18 protein-coding genes are annotated in these 18,770 nt (G+C 59.4%); 8 read left to right on the forward strand and 10 right to left on the reverse strand.

Going from position 1 to position 18,770, the window contains the following annotated elements; all coding sequences use genetic code 11:
• Positions 1–56 precede the first annotated feature (56 nt).
• Positions 57–989: a glutathione synthase gene (gshB, locus tag AC2FLU_RS03240; protein ID WP_496808295.1), complete on the forward strand. Its 933-nt coding sequence runs from the start codon at positions 57–59 to the stop codon at positions 987–989.
• Here gshB and AC2FLU_RS03245 read toward each other — a convergent pair.
• The 4 genes from AC2FLU_RS03245 to cobU are packed head-to-tail and all read right to left on the reverse strand — an operon-like array spanning position 986 to position 4,586.
• Positions 986–2,500 carry a YifB family Mg chelatase-like AAA ATPase gene (locus AC2FLU_RS03245; protein WP_480494275.1) on the reverse strand — a complete coding sequence of 505 codons (1,515 nt, stop codon included), beginning with the start codon at positions 2,498–2,500 and terminating at the stop codon, positions 986–988. The two genes, gshB and AC2FLU_RS03245, sit on opposite strands and share 4 nt — an antisense overlap.
• Positions 2,501–2,546: 46 nt before the next feature.
• The gene (locus AC2FLU_RS03250; RefSeq protein ID WP_496714918.1) at positions 2,547–3,431 is read right to left on the reverse strand and encodes a glutathione S-transferase; all 885 of its coding nucleotides are present in this window, start codon (positions 3,429–3,431) and stop codon (positions 2,547–2,549) included.
• Positions 3,432–3,489: 58 nt separating this feature from the next.
• Complete coding sequence (locus tag AC2FLU_RS03255; protein ID WP_496714919.1) at positions 3,490–4,068, reverse strand: histidine phosphatase family protein; 579 nt, start codon at positions 4,066–4,068, stop codon at positions 3,490–3,492.
• Positions 4,065–4,586, reverse strand: a complete 522-nt coding sequence (gene cobU / locus AC2FLU_RS03260; protein WP_496714920.1) for a bifunctional adenosylcobinamide kinase/adenosylcobinamide-phosphate guanylyltransferase — start codon at positions 4,584–4,586, stop codon at positions 4,065–4,067. Before cobU ends, AC2FLU_RS03255 begins: the two co-directional genes overlap by 4 nt.
• Before the next feature lie 100 nt (positions 4,587–4,686).
• Between cobU and AC2FLU_RS03265 the strand changes: the two genes are divergently transcribed.
• The 6 genes from AC2FLU_RS03265 (at position 4,687) to AC2FLU_RS03290 (ending at position 11,257) form a co-directional block, all read left to right on the forward strand.
• Positions 4,687–5,565 (forward strand): RNA polymerase factor sigma-32, encoded by an 879-nt coding sequence (locus AC2FLU_RS03265; protein ID WP_480475174.1) that lies wholly within the window; start codon positions 4,687–4,689, stop codon positions 5,563–5,565.
• Positions 5,562–6,386, forward strand: a complete 825-nt coding sequence (locus AC2FLU_RS03270) for a ChaN family lipoprotein (protein WP_496811859.1) — start codon at positions 5,562–5,564, stop codon at positions 6,384–6,386. The genes AC2FLU_RS03265 and AC2FLU_RS03270 overlap by 4 nt, the downstream gene beginning before the upstream one ends.
• 63 nt (positions 6,387–6,449) lie before the next feature.
• The gene (coaBC, locus tag AC2FLU_RS03275) at positions 6,450–7,646 is read left to right on the forward strand and encodes a bifunctional phosphopantothenoylcysteine decarboxylase/phosphopantothenate--cysteine ligase CoaBC (protein WP_496808294.1); all 1,197 of its coding nucleotides are present in this window, start codon (positions 6,450–6,452) and stop codon (positions 7,644–7,646) included.
• A gap of 15 nt (positions 7,647–7,661) precedes the next feature.
• Positions 7,662–8,117 (forward strand): dUTP diphosphatase, encoded by a 456-nt coding sequence (gene dut, locus AC2FLU_RS03280; RefSeq protein ID WP_496714924.1) that lies wholly within the window; start codon positions 7,662–7,664, stop codon positions 8,115–8,117.
• A complete protein-coding gene (locus AC2FLU_RS03285; protein WP_496714926.1) occupies positions 8,117–9,166 on the forward strand; it encodes a HesA/MoeB/ThiF family protein in 1,050 nt (349 codons plus the stop codon). The genes dut and AC2FLU_RS03285 overlap by 1 nt, the downstream gene beginning before the upstream one ends.
• Positions 9,167–9,241: 75 nt before the next feature.
• Positions 9,242–11,257: a M3 family metallopeptidase gene (locus tag AC2FLU_RS03290; protein ID WP_496811860.1), complete on the forward strand. Its 2,016-nt coding sequence runs from the start codon at positions 9,242–9,244 to the stop codon at positions 11,255–11,257.
• Between the two features lie 2 nt (positions 11,258–11,259).
• On the opposite strand, the gene AC2FLU_RS03295 is transcribed toward AC2FLU_RS03290, so the two are convergent.
• Genes AC2FLU_RS03295 through AC2FLU_RS03320 form a run of 6 tightly spaced genes read right to left on the reverse strand, consistent with a single transcriptional unit; the run spans position 11,260 to position 17,826 of the window.
• The gene (locus tag AC2FLU_RS03295; protein WP_480554188.1) at positions 11,260–12,192 is read right to left on the reverse strand and encodes a 2-hydroxyacid dehydrogenase; all 933 of its coding nucleotides are present in this window, start codon (positions 12,190–12,192) and stop codon (positions 11,260–11,262) included.
• Positions 12,193–12,207: 15 nt separating this feature from the next.
• Complete coding sequence (rodA, locus tag AC2FLU_RS03300) at positions 12,208–13,347, reverse strand: rod shape-determining protein RodA (protein WP_480475188.1); 1,140 nt, start codon at positions 13,345–13,347, stop codon at positions 12,208–12,210.
• The gene (mrdA, locus tag AC2FLU_RS03305; protein WP_480475190.1) at positions 13,344–15,293 is read right to left on the reverse strand and encodes a penicillin-binding protein 2; all 1,950 of its coding nucleotides are present in this window, start codon (positions 15,291–15,293) and stop codon (positions 13,344–13,346) included. The genes rodA and mrdA overlap by 4 nt, the downstream gene beginning before the upstream one ends.
• Positions 15,290–15,826, reverse strand: a complete 537-nt coding sequence (locus AC2FLU_RS03310; protein WP_480554187.1) for a rod shape-determining protein MreD — start codon at positions 15,824–15,826, stop codon at positions 15,290–15,292. Before AC2FLU_RS03310 ends, mrdA begins: the two co-directional genes overlap by 4 nt.
• A complete protein-coding gene (gene mreC, locus AC2FLU_RS03315; protein ID WP_480554186.1) occupies positions 15,819–16,721 on the reverse strand; it encodes a rod shape-determining protein MreC in 903 nt (300 codons plus the stop codon). Before mreC ends, AC2FLU_RS03310 begins: the two co-directional genes overlap by 8 nt.
• Positions 16,722–16,779: 58 nt before the next feature.
• Positions 16,780–17,826, reverse strand: coding sequence for a rod shape-determining protein (locus AC2FLU_RS03320; protein WP_480475196.1), 1,047 nt, complete (start codon positions 17,824–17,826; stop codon positions 16,780–16,782).
• A gap of 155 nt (positions 17,827–17,981) precedes the next feature.
• Here AC2FLU_RS03320 and AC2FLU_RS03325 point away from each other — a divergent pair, with 155 nt between their 5' ends.
• Positions 17,982–18,770 (forward strand): 23S rRNA (adenine(2030)-N(6))-methyltransferase RlmJ, encoded by a 789-nt coding sequence (locus tag AC2FLU_RS03325; protein ID WP_496808292.1) that lies wholly within the window; start codon positions 17,982–17,984, stop codon positions 18,768–18,770.

Consider the following 18,770-nt stretch of genomic DNA (forward strand, 5'->3'; position numbering starts at 1 on the left):
ATTGAACCCACAGGCGTGCTGGTCCATGTATCTGGCGGGAAACTGAGGGACATGCCATGAAAATCGCCTTTCAAATGGACCCGATCGGGGCCGTGGATATCAACGCCGACAGCTCATTCCGTCTGGCGGAAGAGGCACAGGCGCGCGGGCATTCATTGTTTTTCTACGGTCCGGATCACTTGGCCTATCAGCAAGGTCGCATCACCGCGCGAGGTCACGACATGACCATGCAAAGGGTTGCCGGAGATCCTGCGGTTCTGGGCCCCGAACGTGAGGTGGATCTGGCCGATTTCGATGTCGTCTGGCTGCGTCAGGACCCGCCTTTTGACATGCATTACATCACGTCCACGCATTTGCTGGATCGTCTCAAGGGGCAGACGCTTGTCGTCAACGATCCGTTCTGGGTGCGCAATTACCCGGAAAAGCTGCTGGTGCTGGATTTCCCCGAACTGACCCCGCCAACAACGATTGCGCGCGACTTGCAGACGATCAAGGCGTTCAAGGAAAAGCACGGCGATATCATCCTCAAACCGCTTTACGGGAACGGCGGCGCGGGTGTGTTCCGGCTTGATGCCAATGACCGCAACCTGACTTCCTTGCATGAGCTGTTCACCGGATTCTCGCGCGAACCTTTGATCGTGCAGAAATTCCTGCCGGATGTCAGCAATGGCGACAAACGGGTGATCCTGGTGGATGGCGAAGCGGTCGGCGCGATTAACCGTGTACCAGCCGAAGGCGAAACGCGGTCGAACATGCATGTTGGCGGACGTCCGGAAAAGATCGGCTTGTCCGAACGCGATCTTGAGATCTGCGCGGCGATTGGGCCTCTGCTGAAGGAAAAGGGTCAGGTCTTTGTCGGAATTGACGTTATTGGCGACTATCTGACCGAGATTAACGTGACTTCACCGACTGGCATTCAAGAGCTGGAACGGTTTGATGGCGTAAATATTGCGGAAAAGATCTGGCAGGCCATCGAGGCCAGGCTTTAGGCCATAACCCGGGCAGAGATGCGAAAACTCAGTGCCTCGGCCACGTGTGGGCGGCGGATATCGGTCGCGCCGTCCAGATCGGCGATGGTGCGCGCCACCCTCAGGATTCTATGGAAGGCCCGGGCTGACAGGCCGAACCGATCCGCAGCTTTCAACAGCAGTTCTTTTCCTTCGGCATCGGGCGTGGCGATCTCTTCCAGTATTTTGCCTTCTGCGTCAGCGTTTTGTCGTAACTCCGGCGTGTCACGGAACCGGTCTGCCTGTATGGCACGCGCCCTTTCGACACGTGCTGCAACCGTCGACGAACTGTCGCCCGAAGGGGGCAGATCAAGGTCAATAAAGCCCACGGGCGGAACTTCGATCCGCAGATCGAACCTGTCCATCAAAGGGCCCGAGATTCGGTTCAGGTAATCTTCGCCACATCCCGGTGCCCGCGAACAGGCACGGGACGGGTCGGTCAGATAGCCGCATTTGCAAGGGTTGGCGGCGGCCACCAGCATGAAACGACAAGGGTACTTCACATGGGCGTTCGCGCGCGCCACCATGACTTCGCCGGTTTCAATGGGTTGGCGCAGGGTTTCCAGAACCGGCCGTGGAAACTCAGGGAATTCATCCATGAACAACACACCATTGTGGGCCAATGAGATTTCGCCCGGTTTGGCCCCTTTCCCACCACCAACTATGGCCGCCATCGAGGCCGTGTGGTGCGGTTCGCGGAACGGGCGTGTGCGGTTTATTCCGCCTTCATCCAGCAACCCGCATAGCGATTGGATCATCGACGTTTCCAGGGCTTCCACGGCTGTAAGCGGCGGTAGAATTCCGGGAAGCCGCGCCGCCAGCATGGATTTGCCCGATCCCGGCGTGCCGATCATGATCAGATGGTGACGTCCGGCGGCGGCGATTTCCAGGGCGCGTTTGGCGCGCTCCTGCCCTTTCACATCGCGCAGGTCGCGGTTGGACGGTGTCAGGTTCACTTCGCCGGGTTGTGCCGCTGGCAAAGGGGATTGGCCTGAGAAATGGCGCACGACCTCTCCAAGCGATCCGGCACCGATCACCTGAGTGGCATCGACCCAGGCCGCCTCGGCGCTGGAGGCGCGCGGACAAAGCAATGTGCGGTCTTCTGACGCGGCCGTCATCGCGGCGGGCAAAGCACCAACAACGGGCACCAGAGAACCGTCGAGTGACAACTCCCCCAATGCAACGGTGCTTTCCGCGGCATCGGCAGGGATGATGTCGAGCGCGGACAAAAGCGCGACCGCGATGGGCAGGTCGAAATGGCTGCCTTCTTTAGGAAGGTCGGCGGGGGACAGGTTGATGGTGATCCGCTTGGACGGCAGCGCAATGGCCATCGCGTTCAGCGCGCTGCGGACGCGGTCACGCGCCTCGGACACGGCTTTGTCGGGCAGGCCCACGATGGAAAAGGCTGGCAGTCCGGGTGAGACTGCGCATTGCACCTCGACCGGGCGGGCATCAACGCCTTGAAAAGCAACGGTGTGGGCGCGGGCGACCATGGCAGTCCTGTTTTGGTTAACAGGACGTTGCTGCCACGGTTCTGGTTTAAGAGTCGTTAACGGCTGCGCGCATGGCCGCGAATTTGGGCCATGCTTCGGGATCGGCCACGGTTTTGTTCCGGCAGAATGGGTTGCAGAACCCCCAACATTGTCCGTCTAGCTCCAGGAAATCGGTGACAGGCTTGCCGGAATACGGGCAGGCGGCGTTGATTGACGGACCACCTGAAACCGGCTTCGCAGCAGATACACCCCCGACCGGCCAGGGGCTGGACGGTAAACCCTGCGCGTATGGGAAGGTGTCGTACACAACGGTCAATCCCATGGCGCGCCACTGTCTGACTATGGGATCAGAGAGCAATTCCATGCAATAAGCCCGGTTCGCCTCTGACACCGGCAGCCCATATCCTATAATCCGCGCAGCAACGGGTGTGTAGAAGACGTCTGCCAGTGAATAGGCACCAAATAACGGGCCTTGGTCTGCCCCTGACACGCTCCGCGCATGTGCCCAGAGTGTTTCAATCCTCTCCAGGTCTGACAAAGTCGCCTCAGACGGCGTAAAGCCTTGCCACACGTTGCGCAGCTGCATGGCGCATTCTCCACGCAGGGCGCTGAAACCGGCTACCATTTCGGCGCATAGCCAGCGGGCTGTTGCCCGGGCTGCGGCATCCGAAGGCCACAACCCGGCATCGGGGTGGCGTTCGGCCAGGGTTTCGGCCATCGCCAGGCTTTCCCCCACAACCGTTCCATCCGGCATGCGCAGGGCAGGGACAAGGCGGGCAGGGGCCAGCGGTTCCATGTCTTGCGCCATGGTGCCGGAATAGAGGCCGATCATGTGGCTGCGATAGGGCAGGTTGAATTTCTCAAGCATCAACCAGCCGCGCATTGACCAGCTGGAGAAGAGGCGATCGCCGATATAAAGGTCATATGTCATGCGCGGACGATGCCTCAGCTTTGCGGACCGGTAAATCAGTGATTTGTGTTGGACCTGTTCACGGAAGGTGATTGATCGATCCGACAGTCCACACCCCGCCGTTGACAGCAATATCCGTAACGGAAAGGTTGTCGATCCGATGCGCAAAGGTCCGCTGCCCGTCCAGACCAAGGGCGCGTTGTACTTGCGTTAGGATTACGCCGAAATGCGCGACGATCACCAGATCGCGGCCCGTATGCGCGGACATAAGCGCGTCGATCGCGGAATCGACCCGGTCGCGGACCTCATTCCAGCTTTCACCTTGCGGTGGGCGGACATCACCGGGGTTGTCCCAATAGGCAAGAGCCAGCTCGGGGTCTTCGGCTTCAATATCGGCAAACCCGCGAAGCTCCCACTGACCGAAATGGATTTCCCGCAGGTTCGGGTGATGTGGCAGACGGTGACGCTGGCCCTGAATGGCCGAAGCAGTGTCAATTGCACGCGACAGGTCGGACGAAATCACAAGTGCATCGGGTGGCAAATGATCGTGCAGGCGCTTCAGCGCTGCTGTATCGCTTAGATCAGCAGGCAGATCGGACCAGCCAACCATCGTCTTCGCATGCGTAGGCCCATGGCGAACAAGATGCAGTCGCGTCACGGCAGCTGCCCTTTCAGGACCAACGGCAACCCGGCAGCCACTTGCACCACCAGATCAGCTTGTGCCGCAAGTGCGATGTTCAGCCGACCCTGCGCTTCGCGAAAGCGACGGGCAAGCGGGTTATCGGGAACAATACCGTGCCCGACCTCGTTCGACACGATCACTACCTGCGCTGTACATGCGCGCAGGGCCTTTAGCAGGTCAGTTTGGACTGCCCCCAGATCGGTTTCGGCCAGCAAATGATTGCTGAGCCATATGGTGGCGCAATCTACCAGACACACCTGATCCGAGGATAGGCTGGACAGCACCGGTCCCAGGTCAAGAGGCTCTTCAATCGTGGTCCAACCGCCGCCCCGCTGTACCAGATGGCGATCAACCTTCTGCCGCATCTCGTCATCAAACACTTGTGATGTCGCTAGGTAAACTCTATTTTTCCCAGTAGAAACAACGAGGTTCTCGGCAAATGCCGACTTGCCCGAAGCAGCTCCACCCAGAATTAAGGTTAAATCTGACGTCACAGTACTTACCTAAAGATGATCCAATTGGTGCTGTTTTGCGTATCGGTCATAGGTCGGCATGGCAAGCCCGGCCAACGCCTGCAAAACAGGGGAGAGGTTTATGGCACTGGACAACGCGACAGATTTTTCGATGTCCCGGCAAGCGATGAAGGCCGAGTTGCTGGATGCGGAAACGGAACTGAAGCTGGCCTATGCCTGGCGTGACCAGCGTGACGAACAGGCACTGCACCGCCTGATCACAGCGTATATGCGGCTGGCAATTTCGATGGCGGCCAAGTTCAAACGCTATGGCGCGCCGATGAATGACCTTATCCAAGAGGCCGGTCTGGGATTGATGAAGGCCGCAGACAAGTTCGACCCTGATCGCGGCGTGCGGTTTTCGACTTATGCGGTGTGGTGGATCAAGGCGAGCATTCAGGACTATGTGATGCGGAACTGGTCCATGGTGCGAACGGGGTCCACCTCGGCGCAGAAATCGCTGTTTTTCAACATGCGTCGGGTTCAGGCCCGCCTTGAACGCGAGGCCGCGACCGAAGGTCTTGAATTGGATCGCCACCAGCTGCATCAGATGATTGCCACGGAAATCGGGGTTCCTCTGCGCGACGTTGAACTGATGGAAGGTCGGCTGTCAGGGTCAGATTTTTCTCTGAACGCGGTGCAATCCGCCGACGAAGACGGGCGTGAATGGATCGATGCGCTGGAAGATGAACGTGAACAGGCCGCCGAAGCAGTTGAACACACCCACGATACCAAACAATTGCGCCAGTGGTTGCTGATCGCGATGAACGCACTGAATGACCGCGAGCGGTTCATTGTGCGCGAACGCAAACTGCGCGAGCCTGCGCGGACACTGGAAAGTCTCGGCGTCGAGTTGGGTCTGTCCAAGGAACGCGTGCGACAGCTTGAGGCTGCGGCGTTCGCAAAAATGCGCAAGAACCTTGAAGCCCAGTCGAGCGAGGTGCAACACTTCATCGCATGAAACAGCTTGCGATTCTTGCCTGTGTTCTGGGCCTTACGGTTACAGCAGCGCGACCTGGACTGGCGGAAAATCTTATTTCTGATGATGTGGCTCTCGCGATGCGGGATGCGGATGTGGTCATTCTGGGAGAGGTTCACGACAATCCCCGCCACCACCTTATTCAAGCTGAAGCGATTATGAAAATCTCACCCTCGGCTGTTGTCTGGGAGATGGTTACCGAAGAAGGCGCGCAACGGCTGGCGCAAAAAGCGGTGTCCAACCCTGAAGAGTTGAGCCGCATTCTGCAATGGGCAGAAAGCGGTTGGCCACCTCTTAGGCTGTATTATCCGGTGTTCAAGGCCTCAGGCGCGCCGGTTTACGGGGCCATGGTGCCGCGTGCTTCCGCGCGGGCCGCGATGGAACGCGGAGCAGCCACCGCGTTGGGTGCAGATGCGGCGCGTTATGGTTTGACTGTACCGCTGACGCCTGAGGAGCAGGAGGCGCGCGAGGCGGATCAACTGGCCGCGCATTGCGATGCTCTCCCGCCAGAGATGTTACCCCAGATGGTTGCGATCCAGCGACTGCGCGATGCTGTGCTGGCTCGCGCCGTGATGCGCGCGATGGAAGAAACGGGTGGCCCGGTTGCCGTGATCACTGGGAACGGACATGCGCGCAAAGACCGAGGTATCCCGACATATCTTGAACGGCTACAACCCGGATGGAAGGTGGTCTCGGTCGGACAGTCTGAGGACGATATTATCGATGGCGACTTTGATCTCGTAATCGATAGCCCCACAGTAGAGCGTGAAGACCCCTGTGTGGCGTTTCAGGTTCAGAATTAATCGCTGGAACAACCTGCTGGCCTTGCCTAATGTCGGGGCCGACCGGGACAGGAAGGGCTGAACATGCTGTCATCCAAACGCATTCTGCTGATCATTGGCGGCGGCATAGCGGCCTACAAATCGCTGGATCTGATCCGCAAGCTGCGTGAGCGTGGCGCGGCCGTGACGCCTGTGCTGACGCGTGCGGCAGAGGAATTTGTAACACCTCTGTCCGTGTCTGCTCTTGCCTCAGAAAAGGTCTATGGCGATCTGTTCAATCTGACCGCCGAGGCCGAGATGGGCCATATCCAGCTGTCACGCTCTGCCGATCTGATTGTTGTGGCCCCAGCAACCGCGGACCTGATGGGCAAGATGGCCGGGGGGTTGGCAAATGATCTGGCATCGACCCTTCTGATGGCGACGGACACGCCTGTTCTGTGTGCGCCCGCGATGAATGTACGCATGTGGGAACACCCGGCGACGCGACGCAACCTGAAGCAGCTTCAAGCGGATGGCGTGCGCTTTGTTGGCCCAAACGAAGGTGATATGGCCTGCGGTGAATATGGCCCTGGACGCATGTCGGAACCGCTGGAAATCGTCGCGGCGGTTGAGGCGCAGCTTGCGGCAGGACCCTTGGTGGGAAAGCGCGTGCTGGTGACGTCGGGCCCGACGCATGAGCCGATTGATCCGGTCCGGTATATCGCGAACCGCTCTTCCGGGGCGCAGGGCTCGGCCGTGGCACGGGCGCTTGCGGATTTGGGGGCCGAGGTGATCTTTGTCACGGGTCCTGCTGACGTACCGCCACCGGCGGGTGTGCAGGTCGTGCCGGTCGAGACCGCGCAACAGATGTCGGACGCGGTTGATGCGGCGCTGCCCGTCGACGCGGGCGTGTTTGCGGCGGCGGTGGCAGATTGGCGCGTGGCCAGTGCGTCGGACAAGAAACTGAAGAAAAGCCGCGACGGTCTGCCGGTTCTGGAATTTGCCGAGAACCCCGACATTCTCAGACGCGTCTCGCGGATGGAAAATGGGCGCCCACCTTTGGTTGTCGGCTTTGCAGCCGAGACCGATGACGTGATCGAACATGCCACCGCCAAGCGACTGCGCAAAGGCTGTGACTGGATTGTTGCCAACGATGTCAGCCCTGCCACCGGGATCATGGGCGGGTCCGAGAATGCAGTTATCCTGATCTCGGGCAGCGGAGCCGAAGAATGGCCGCGTATGGGCAAGGCCGAGGTTGCGCGGCGGTTGGCAAGCAGGATCGCAGACGCGTTGGCGGGCTGAAGGAAAGGCAAAACCATGGTTGCAATTCGAGTGATCCGCGAAGACGGGGCAGACCCCGCCGTGGCGCTTCCGTCTTACGAAACTGCGGGTGCTGCTGGCGCGGACGTGCGTGCCAACTTGCCCGAGGGGGTTTCGATTATGCTGGAGCCCGGACAGCGGGCGCTTGTGCCGACCGGTCTGCGCATTGAAATCCCGCAGGGATACGAGGTTCAAGTTCGACCCCGCTCGGGCCTTGCACTGAAACACGGGATCACGCTGCCCAATACGCCGGGCACTATTGACAGTGACTATCGCGGACCTTTGGGGGTGATCGTGATGAATTCCGGCCAGGAACGGTTCGAGATTGCTCATGGCGATCGTATCGCGCAGCTGGTAGTTGCCCCTGTTGTGCAGGCGGCATTTGAACTGGCTGAGGCATTGGGTGAAACAGATCGCGGGGCTGGTGGTTTCGGCTCGACCGGGCGCGGCTGATGCTGCTGGTTCTTGTTCTGGCAGCTGGGCTATGGGGCGTCGGCTATATCGCGGGCGCGTCAAAAACCGCGCGTGTGGTGTCGGTGAGTGTGTTGTTGGTCGGGGTGATCCTGTCTCATCTGATCTTTCCGGATGGGCATCCCCTGCGCGAAGCAACCGGTGGGTCCGCGGCACTGTGGCTGATCCTTGCAGGTTTCGCGGCCATCGTTTTGCTATATGGCCGTGTGCTGAAGGCCCTTCGCAACCGTGCAGTAAAGGCCTCCAAACCGGAATCTACCTTGCCCTCTGACCGTTTCACTGAAACCGAGCTGAACCGGTATGCCCGCCACATCGTGCTGCGCGAATTGGGCGGGCCGGGTCAGAAAAAGTTGAAACAAGCCCGTGTTCTGGTGATCGGTGCGGGAGGTTTGGGCGCCCCGGCGCTGCAATACCTGGCGGCCGCAGGTGTGGGTACAATCGGGGTCATTGACGACGACATAGTCGAGAATGCGAACCTTCAGCGGCAGGTGATCCACCGCGATGCAGATATCGATATGCCCAAGGTCTTTTCCGCCCAGCAAGCGATGGAGGCGCAGAACCCGAATGTGGTGGTTCTGCCCTTTCATCGCAGATTGAGCGATGATATCGCGGCAGATCTTTTTGCCGACTTCGATCTGATCCTTGACGGTACGGATAATTTTGAGACCCGCTATCTGGCCAACCGGACTGCCGCCGCGCTGGGCAAGCCTCTGATTTCGGGGGCCTTGTCGCAGTGGGAAGGGCAGCTCAGCGTGTTTGACCCAGCCAATGGCAGCCCGTGCTATCAGTGTATCTTTCCCGAAGCCCCGGCCCCCGGTCTGGCCCCGTCCTGCTCCGAGGCCGGTGTGATTGGCCCGTTGCCGGGCGTCGTCGGATCGATGATGGCGGTTGAGGCGATAAAGGTGATCACGGGCGCTGGCATGGCGCTGCGGGGTGAGATGCTGATCTACGACGCCCTATATGGTGAAAGCCGCAAGATCACACTGACCCGCCGTGCTGATTGCCCCATCTGCGGTACCGCAAGCGATTAACCTTTCTTAACGTGGGCTGGGGGTTCTGGAACACCCGGCCATGGCGAACTAGCTATAGGGTCAAAGGAGATCCGCATGACCAACCCGATCCTGTCCAACTGGACCACCCCATTCGAAATAGCCCCTTTCGCCGATATTTCGGATGATGATTTTGCCCCGGCTCTGGATCAGGCGATGACCGCGCATAACGCCCAGATCGATGCGATTGCAGCAAATGCAGAGGCCTCTACTTTCGCCAACACAGTCGAAGCCCTCGAGGCTGCGGGCGAGCAGCTGGACAAGGTTCTGTCGGTCTTCTTCACCGTTGCAGGCGCAGACAGCAACCCAAAGCGGGAAGAGTTGCAGCGCGCGTTTTCACCCAAGCTTTCGGCGCATTTCTCGGGAATTTCCTCGAACAAGGCGCTGTTTGAACGCGTTGCCGACCTTTGGGCACGGCGCGATGACCTGAACCTGACCGAGGAACAGGCACGCGTTCTGATGCTGACCAATCGAGGTTTTGTTCGTGCAGGTGCGGCGTTGGACGGGGAGGAAGACGCTCGTATGCAAGAAATCAAGTCGCGCCTCGCCTCGTTGGGGACATCCTTTACCCAGAACCTGCTGGCGGATGAGCGGGATTGGTTCATGGACCTGACCGAACAAGATCTGCAGGGCCTGCCGGATTTCGTTGTGAATGCGGCGCGCGCTGCTGGTGTGGAAAAGGGCGCGGGGGGGCCGGTTGTTACTCTGTCCCGGTCGCTGATCGTGCCGTTTCTTCAGTTTTCACCTCGTCGGGACCTGCGCGAAAAAGCATATCGCGCCTGGGCTGCCCGCGGGGCGAATGGCGGCGAGACCGACAATCGCGAGATCGCGGCTGAGATTCTGGGTTTGCGTGAGGAACGCGCCAAGCTGTTGGGTTATGACAGTTTCGCCGATTACAAGGTGGAAACCGAGATGGCGCGCACGCCGGACCGGGTGCGTAAGCTGTTGATGCAGGTGTGGGAACCTGCCAGGGCCCGCGCCGATGCGGACGCAGAAATCCTGACCCGGATGATGCAGGACGACGGCGTCAACGGCCCGCTGGAAGCATGGGACTGGCGCTATTATGCTGAAAAGCGGCGTAAGGCGGAACATGATCTGGATGAGGCGGAACTGAAACCCTACCTACAACTTGACCGAATGATCGAGGCATCGTTTGCTTGCGCAAATCGCCTGTTCGGGCTGGAATTCAAGCCTTTGAACGTGCCGCTTTATCACCCTGATTGCCGCGCGTGGGAGGTTACACGCAACGGTCGGCACGTCGCCGTGTTCATCGGTGACTACTTTGCACGGGGGTCAAAGCGATCAGGTGCCTGGTGCAGCGCGATGCGGGCACAGGCCAGATTCCCGAATGAACAGGCACCGATTGTCATCAATGTCTGCAACTTCGCCAAGGGTGATCCGGCACTGCTGTCTTATGACGATGCACGCACCCTGTTCCACGAATTTGGCCACGCCTTGCACCAGATGCTGTCCAATGTGACCTACGAAAGCATCTCGGGTACCTCGGTTGCGCGCGATTTTGTCGAACTGCCCAGCCAGCTTTATGAACACTGGCTGGAAGTGCCCGAAGTTCTGGCCGAGTTTGCCACCCATGCCGAAACGGGCGAGCCGATGCCGCAAGAGATGCTTGAAAAAGTGCTGAATGCTGCCAATTTCGACCAGGGGTTCCAGACGGTGGAATATGTCGCCTCGGCCCTTGTTGATCTGGCCTTCCACGATGGCGACGCCCCAGCAGACCCGATGGCAAAACAGGCCGAGGTTCTAGCCGGGTTGGGGATGCCGCAAGCCATTGGAATGCGCCATGCCACGCCCCACTTTGCGCATGTATTCGCAGGCGATGGCTATAGCTCGGGCTATTACAGTTATATGTGGTCCGAGGTGATGGATGCTGACGCCTTTGCCGCCTTCGAAGAAGCAGGTGGCGCCTTCGATCCCGAACGGGCCAAAGCGCTGGAAGATAGTATCTTGTCCACCGGCGGTTCGCGCGAGGCAGAGGACCTGTATCTTGCGTTCCGGGGGCGATTGCCGGGCGTGGATGCCCTGCTAAAAGGCCGCGGTTTGATTGCGGCGTGACGTCAGTAGCCCAGCGTGCGGTCGACCAGGTGCACAAAGGGCTCACCGGCTTCGCCACGCCGGATGTTTTCGCAAATGACCTGTGCGGCAGTGACAGGGCGTGTCTCGGACGCTATGTGAGGGGTCACGGTGACATTCGGATGCGCCCAATAGGGGTGGTCGGCGGGCAAGGGCTCGACACGAAACACATCCAGCGTTGCGTGGCCCACCTGACCCGAGTTCAGGGCATTCAACAGCGCATCATCATCAATCAGCGGCCCGCGTCCCGGGTTGATGATCCGCGCACCTTTGGGCAGCAGGGCCAGCGTTTCCGCATTCAGCGCATTTTCAGTGGCAGTAGTATCGGGCAGCAACAGTACTACAATTTCTGCGTGAGAAAGCGCCTGGCGCAACCCTTCGGCACCATGCAGGCATGTTACACCGGGAATGTCCCTGGCTGTACGGCTCCAGCCTGAGACCCGAAACTCAAGCGCTGTCAGCGCGCGGGCCACGGCTTCGCCCAATGCACCAAGCCCCAGAATACAAACGTTGCGCTCTTGCGCCAGCGGTGGGACGTCTGGGGTCCAGACACCGTCCTGTACCATGATGTGCCGGTCCATCCCCAGATGGTAGCGCAGCACGTGGCCAACCACCCACTCGATCATACCCTGCGTCAGACCGTGATCCACCATCCGCGCCAGCGGAACGGTCAGTGTTTCGTTACCCACGATTTTTTCGACCCCGGCCCAAAGGCTCAGCACCGCTTTCAGGCGCGTGAAAGGTCTGAAATCCTGTACCCCTCCGTTTGGGGCGTAAACAACGTAGTCGACCTGATCCGGTTCGAACTCGGTTCCAAGCTGAACGTCCAGACCCGCCTCATCAAGATATTGTGTCAGCAGCGGCTCATACACCGGCCATAGGGCAGGGCGCGCGGAAAACAGGACGTTCACAGACATCAGAGACCTTTCAGATCAACGGGGGCGGTGAATATGGGCGCTTTGGACGATGCCAAAGGCTGCCATTAGAACCAGCATGGCCGAGCCACCATAGCTGACCATCGGCAATGGTACACCCACGACAGGAGCCATGCCCATCACCATCGACATGTTGACGGCAAAAAACAGGAAGAAGTTCAGCGCGATACCCAGCGTGACCAGAGATGAAAACCGGTCCTTGGTTGCCAGTGCCGTGACCATGCAGAAAACCAGAATCAAGGCATAAAGGGTCAACAGGGTCGTTCCCCCGACAAATCCGAACTCTTCGGCCAACGTCGTGAAAATGAAATCGGTGTGCTTTTCGGGCAGGAAGTTCAGGCGGGACTGCGTGCCCTGCATGAACCCACGCCCGTTCCAGCCCCCGGAACCCAAGGCAATCTTGGATTGGGTTATGTGGTAACCGGCCCCCAGGGGATCGGTGGACGGGTCCAGAAAGGTGTCGATGCGCCGAAACTGATAGTCCTTCAGCAATTGCCAGTCGGTCCCACGGCTGTTGAAAACAGTGGCGATCAGACCCACGACAGCAGCAATAACGGCGGCAAAATAGGCCCAGTGAACCCCTGCCAGAAACATCAACCCACCTCCTGCGGCCAGAAGCAGGATAGATGTGCCGAGATCGGGCTGTTTCAGAACCAGCAATGTAGGCAGGATGATCAGGACAACCGGGATAAGAACCCAAAGCGGGCGGGATGTTTTATGCGAGGGAAGCCAGTCGTAATAGGCCGCAAGCAACATGACCAGCGTGACTTTCATGACCTCCGAGGGTTGCAGGCGCATGAACCCAAGGTCGATCCAGCGCTGCGCACCCATTCCGATGGTGCCGAACAGTTCAACAAATACCAGCAAAGCCACCGAGCCGAGATAGGCCAGCACCGACATGTTGCGCCAGAACCAGATCGGAACCAGTGCGATGATGAACATCACTGCCAGACCAAGCCCGAAACGTTCCATCTGCGGCTCGGCCCAGGGCGTCCACGAACCGCCCGCAACGGAATACAACATCAGAAAGCCCGCGCTGGCGGTGCTGATCAACAGCAACGTCAGCGGCCAGTTCATATACAGGAATTTGCGAAACCCCGACGGCGTGGATTTGACGGCATATTCAAGATAGCTCATGCACGGTCCTTTCCATCCGGTCGCGCCTTGGGGCGTTTTTCACCCTCCAGCCGTTTTTGCTGTTCTTTGATGTGTTCGCGGTCGGCGACGGGGTAGGCTTCAAGCGGCGGAGTGCCGTCATAAAGAGCTTGCAGCATGATGTCGCGTGCAATCGGGGCTGCGGCCGTGGACCCGCCGCCGCCATGCTCAACAACCACGGCTACGGCGTATTTCGGGTTATCAAACGGTGCAAAGCAAACGAACAGTGCGTGGTCGCGGCGTTCCCACGGCAGGTCCTCGTTGCGGATCACGCCTGCCGCCCGTTCGGCCTTGGTTATGTTTCGAACCTGGCTGGTTCCGGTTTTCCCTGCCATCCGGAACTCATCCGCGATGATGCGGCTTCGATATGCCGTGCCCCGCCTGTCATTCGAGACCGAGAACATGGCCTTGCGGACCTGTTCCAGATTGTAGGAATTGAGGCCCAGTGGTTCTCCGGCGCCCGAGGGTTGTTCAACACCGTCGATCGAGCGCACCAGGCGCGGCGTGACTGCACGACCGGTGGCGATGCGGGCGGTCATCACAGCCAGTTGCAGCGGCGAAGCCAGCATGAAGCCCTGACCGATGGACGCGTTTGCCGTATCGCCCACAAGCCACTCCTGACCATACGCGCGCTGCTTCCATTCCTGATTGGGGGCCAGCCCATCTGCCACTGCAGACATCGGGATATCATGCTTGACCCCCAGTCCCAAAGTGCGGGCCATGTCAGAGATCTTGTCGATGCCAACCCGCAGAGCCACGTCATAGTAATAGACATCGCAGCTGCGTTTCAGCGAGAGGTTGAGGTCGACCGTCCCGTGCCCACCACGTTTCCAGCAATGGAAGCGACGACTGCCGACCTTCAGGTGCCCGGGGCAGTACACGGTGTTGCCGGGGGAGACTACGCCAGCTTCCAACGCGGCCAGCGCGGTGACCATCTTGAAGGTCGATCCCGGAGGATATGTGCCTTGCACGGACTTATTCGCCAGCGGACGATACTTGTCTTCTGTCAGTGCCCGGTAATCGGCGACCGAAATGCCGCGAACAAACAGGTTCGGATCAAAACTGGGTGCCGAGGCGACCGCGCGCAGGTCGCCGGTTTCGCAGTCTATGACAACTGCGGCCGCACTTTCGCCCGCCAGTCGCGCCTGTGCATATTGTTGCAGTTCAGCGTCGATGGACAGTTGCAGATCTGCCCCGGGTTGTCCTTCCTGCCGGTCAAGCTCGCGCATGACACGCCCCGTCGCGTTGACCTCGACCCGCTTTGCACCGGCTTTGCCGCGCAGTTCGATTTCCTGCTTTGCCTCAAGGCCGACCTTTCCAATCTGGAATCTTGGGATGCGCAATACCGGCTCAGGGTCTTCGATTTTGCTGAGGTCATAGTCGCTGACCGGGCCGACATAGCCGACGATATGGGCGAAATCCTCGTATCGTGGGTATTGCCGCGTCAGGCCGACCTCGGGCGTTACGCCCGGCAGCGCCGGAGCATTGACCGCAACCTTCGAGATATCCTCCCACGTAACCTGATCCGCCAGCGTCACCGGCAGAAACGGGGCCGAGCGGCGCATTTCAGTCCTGGCGCGCTCGATCTCATCTTCGTTCAGAGGGATCAGTTCCGACAGTTTGGCGATGACTTTTTCCACGTCATCGGCATCCTCACGCACAATGACGATGCGATAGGAAGGTGAGTTCTGGCCGATGATCTGACCGTTCCGGTCATAGATACGCCCACGGGTCGGTGGGATAAGCCGGATGTTGATGCGGTTTTCTTCGGCCAACAAGCGATATTCGTCGGCCTGTTCTACCTGCATGAACCGCATTCGTGCCGCCAGACTGCCTATGAACACCGCCTGTAGACCGCCCAGCAACAGCGCTCTGCGTGGCAGACGCTTATAGGCAAGGCCCTGGGATTTGGGTTTGCGCTGTTTCATGCCCGGCTTCTCACAGCGCTGACATCAGCAGCGGATATGCGGCGGACCCCCAACGCGCTTTGGCTAAGCAACACGACCAACGGGTAGACAGCGACCGTCAGCACAAGCTGAACCACGACCGGCCCCAGTGCAGCCTGCTGCACGGACATCACCGATAGTACTAACCTGTTCATCAAGATGACCGCCGTGATCACAATGCCGACAGACATCCACTCCCCGGCAAATCCCGCATCCCTCATACCCAAAGCCGCTGACCGCAGATAGGTCGACCCGACTACGGTCAGCGCTGCCAATAGACCCGGTGGACGTTGCAGCAGAAAGTCGGCCATCAGCATGACAAGCGCGACCAAAACAGTCGGGACGTAATCGGGCCGCCGCAACACCCAGGCAAAAGTCAGGGCAATCAGGACGTCGGGAAAAGGCCAACGATCGGGTTGAGCGTCCAATGGCAACAGGTGCAGAAACAGCACAGCAAAAGCCAGCAAGGCATAAAGGCTGCGCATGGCCCAGATTTGCGAAGTCGGTCTATCCATCGCTGACCTCATCCGGGGTCAATGCCACCTCTGGGCGGGTGGGGCCTACGATACTACCCGGATCCTGAATGGGCGGAGCCGAGTGAAACCGCAGAACCCTGAGAAACTCGAGCCTTTCGAAATCTGCCGACAGTCGGACCCGCAGGCGCCCCCCTGGGTCTGCCGCGATTTGACCGATCAGCAGGCCCGCAGGAAACACGCCGCCATCACCCGAAGTGATCACCCGGTCACCGGGGCGAACCAACTCGCGGTTCTCAAGAAACTCCACCGCGGGCGCGGGGTTGTTGTCGCCTTTGATCAGAGCGGTCTGCCCAGAAGGTTGAATGGTTGCGGGAATGGCGCTGGTCGCGTCCGTCATAAGGATCACGCGTGCCGTGTCAGGGCCAACACCTGATATCCGGCCCACCAGGCCAATGCCGTCCATCGTGGCCCATCCATCTACGATCCCGTCACGCTCTCCGACATTCAGCAGAACGGATTGCCGGAATGGCGACCCGCTGTCGGCCATGACAACGCCGGTGATGTAGGTCAGACGAGGGTCAAGGCGGACATTGTTCAAATCCAGCAGTCGCGCGTTTTCCTGTTCGAGCTGCAAAGCAGCCTCTTTCCAGGCGCGCATTAGGCGCAGTTCGCTACGCAGTTCCCTGTTTTGCTCGCTCAGGCGCTGATAGCTTTGGAAGTCACGCACCAGATTGACGGCGGCAGTCACCGGGACCATGGCCCATTCCATTGATGGTACAACCGTATCCACGATTCGCGCGCGGAACCGTTCTACGCGCGGGCTGTCGATGCGCCACAAAAGGAAGATACCAAGCAGGCACAGCACAACTATCCCCAGCAACAAGCGTCGCAGGGGGGTCGTGTACTCATCGCGCTGTGATCGGTCTTTTGCCACAGGTTACCTTCCCGTGCTGCTCGCGCCGATATAACCCTATCTTCCGAGGGTGCGCGCCTTAGCTTTCGTAGTCAATCGCGTGGCGCAGCTGTTTTTCATATTCCAGTGCCTTGCCGGTGCCCAAAGCCACACAATTCAGGCTTTCGTCCGCAATGGATACCGCCAGGCCTGTCTGTTCGCGCAGGGCCAGGTCCAGATCGCCCAGCAGCGCGCCGCCACCGGTTAGCATCACACCACGGTCGACAATGTCAGCTGCCAGATCGGGGGGCGTTGTCTCAAGTGCGGTCATAACCGCCTCGCAGATCTGTTGCACGGGCTCTGACAACGCTTCGGCTATCTGGGCCTGGCTGATCTCGATTTCCTTGGGCACGCCGTTCAACAGGTCACGCCCCCGGATATGCATCGACTGACCGCGCCCGTCGTCGGGCATGCGGGCGGTGCCGATGGTTGTCTTGATGCGCTCAGCCGTGGATTCACCCACCAGAAGGTTCTGTTGGCGACGCAGGTAGGAAATGATGGCCTCGTCCATCCGGTCACCACCAACACGGACCGAACGGGCATAGACAATGTCGCCCAACGACAGAACCGCAACCTCGGTGGTGCCCCCGCCAATATCGACAACCATGTTGCCGGTCGGGTCGGTGATCGGCATGCCGGCCCCGATCGCGGCCGCAATCGGTTCGGCAATCAGGCCCGCGCGACGGGCACCTGCTGACAGGACCGACTGACGAATTGCGCGCTTTTCGACCGGGGTTGCGCCATGGGGAACGCAGACAATGATCTTGGGTTTCGAGAAAGTCGAGCGCTTGTGCACCTTGCGGATGAAGTGCTTGATCATTTCTTCGGCAGTATCAAAATCGGCGATCACACCTTCGCGCATCGGACGGATGGCCTCGATCGAACCGGGTGTCCGACCCAGCATCAGCTTTGCATCTTCGCCAACGGCCAGAACTTTCTTCACACCGTCCTTGACGTGATAGGCCACAACCGAAGGTTCAGACAGGATGACACCGCGCCCCTTGACGTAAACCAGCGTGTTTGCTGTTCCAAGGTCGATAGCCATGTCCGCTGTGAACAGGCCGCCCAGATTGCCAAAGATCCCCATGTTTTCCCTGATCCTGTAATGTCGGTTTTCTACTGCCCGCGACTCGACGGTTTCGGGACGGATGACTTATAGGGTGCCATCACGCCCGGTAAAAGGGCTGATTCCGCGACAATCAGCACCTTTCCGCCTTATTGAATGGGACTTTAGAAGGCAAAATGCTCTCTTATCAACACATTTACCACGCCGGGAATCTGGCGGATGTCCAAAAGCACGCATTACTGGCGTGGGTGCTGGATTATCTGACACGCAAAGACAAGCCGCTCAGCTATATCGAGACGCATTCCGGGCGTGGGTTGTACCGGTTGGATGCAGACGAATCCGTTCGGACAGGAGAGGCAGCGGCAGGGATCGGTCGCGCACAGCGGGAAGGGTGGTTCGGGCCCGACCACCCGATGGCGCAGGTCCTGAAGCAAGTACAAACCCGGTACGGCGACATGGCCTATCCTGGATCACCTATGATTGCCGCGACTATGTTGCGGGAACAGGACAGTTTGCACCTCGCGGAACTGCACCCACAGGAATTTGCGGCCCTGTCGTTGGCGATGTCGCCGTTTGGGGCGAAGGTCTATCAGCAGGATGGGTTCGATCTGGCACAGTCTTTGCTGCCTCCGACTCCGCGCCGGGGCATGATGCTGATTGACCCCAGTTACGAGGTGAAAACCGATTACGACCGCATGCCCGGCATTATCGCCAAGCTGCACCGCAAGTGGAATGTGGGCGTGATTGCCCTTTGGTACCCGATCCTGACGGATGAGAGGCACGTCGGGATGGTCGCCGCTTTGAAGGCTCAGAATATGCCGAAATCTGTGCGTCATGAGGTCCGCTTTCCCGCCGCGCGCGAAGGGCATCGGATGGTGGGGTCCGGGATGTTCATTGTGAATGCGCCATTCGGGTTTGCCGAAGAAACGCAAAAACTGGATGCGCTTTTTTCCGGTCTCGGCTGA

This window comes from Ruegeria sp. SAZD013 (genome assembly GCF_059612525.1).

Coding starts and splice junctions, on each gene's coding strand:
- gshB (WP_496808295.1), top strand. CDS start 57: ATGAAAATCGCCTTTCAAATGGACCCGATCGGGGCCGTGGATATCAAC.
- AC2FLU_RS03245 (WP_480494275.1), bottom strand. CDS start 2,500: ATGGTCGCCCGCGCCCACACCGTTGCTTTTCAAGGCGTTGATGCCCGC.
- AC2FLU_RS03250 (WP_496714918.1), bottom strand. CDS start 3,431: ATGACATATGACCTTTATATCGGCGATCGCCTCTTCTCCAGCTGGTCA.
- AC2FLU_RS03265 (WP_480475174.1), top strand. CDS start 4,687: ATGGCACTGGACAACGCGACAGATTTTTCGATGTCCCGGCAAGCGATG.
- AC2FLU_RS03270 (WP_496811859.1), top strand. CDS start 5,562: ATGAAACAGCTTGCGATTCTTGCCTGTGTTCTGGGCCTTACGGTTACA.
- coaBC (WP_496808294.1), top strand. CDS start 6,450: ATGCTGTCATCCAAACGCATTCTGCTGATCATTGGCGGCGGCATAGCG.
- dut (WP_496714924.1), top strand. CDS start 7,662: ATGGTTGCAATTCGAGTGATCCGCGAAGACGGGGCAGACCCCGCCGTG.
- AC2FLU_RS03285 (WP_496714926.1), top strand. CDS start 8,117: ATGCTGCTGGTTCTTGTTCTGGCAGCTGGGCTATGGGGCGTCGGCTAT.
- AC2FLU_RS03290 (WP_496811860.1), top strand. CDS start 9,242: ATGACCAACCCGATCCTGTCCAACTGGACCACCCCATTCGAAATAGCC.
- AC2FLU_RS03295 (WP_480554188.1), bottom strand. CDS start 12,192: ATGTCTGTGAACGTCCTGTTTTCCGCGCGCCCTGCCCTATGGCCGGTG.
- rodA (WP_480475188.1), bottom strand. CDS start 13,347: ATGAGCTATCTTGAATATGCCGTCAAATCCACGCCGTCGGGGTTTCGC.
- mrdA (WP_480475190.1), bottom strand. CDS start 15,293: ATGAAACAGCGCAAACCCAAATCCCAGGGCCTTGCCTATAAGCGTCTG.
- AC2FLU_RS03310 (WP_480554187.1), bottom strand. CDS start 15,826: ATGGATAGACCGACTTCGCAAATCTGGGCCATGCGCAGCCTTTATGCC.
- AC2FLU_RS03320 (WP_480475196.1), bottom strand. CDS start 17,826: ATGGGGATCTTTGGCAATCTGGGCGGCCTGTTCACAGCGGACATGGCT.
- AC2FLU_RS03325 (WP_496808292.1), top strand. CDS start 17,982: ATGCTCTCTTATCAACACATTTACCACGCCGGGAATCTGGCGGATGTC.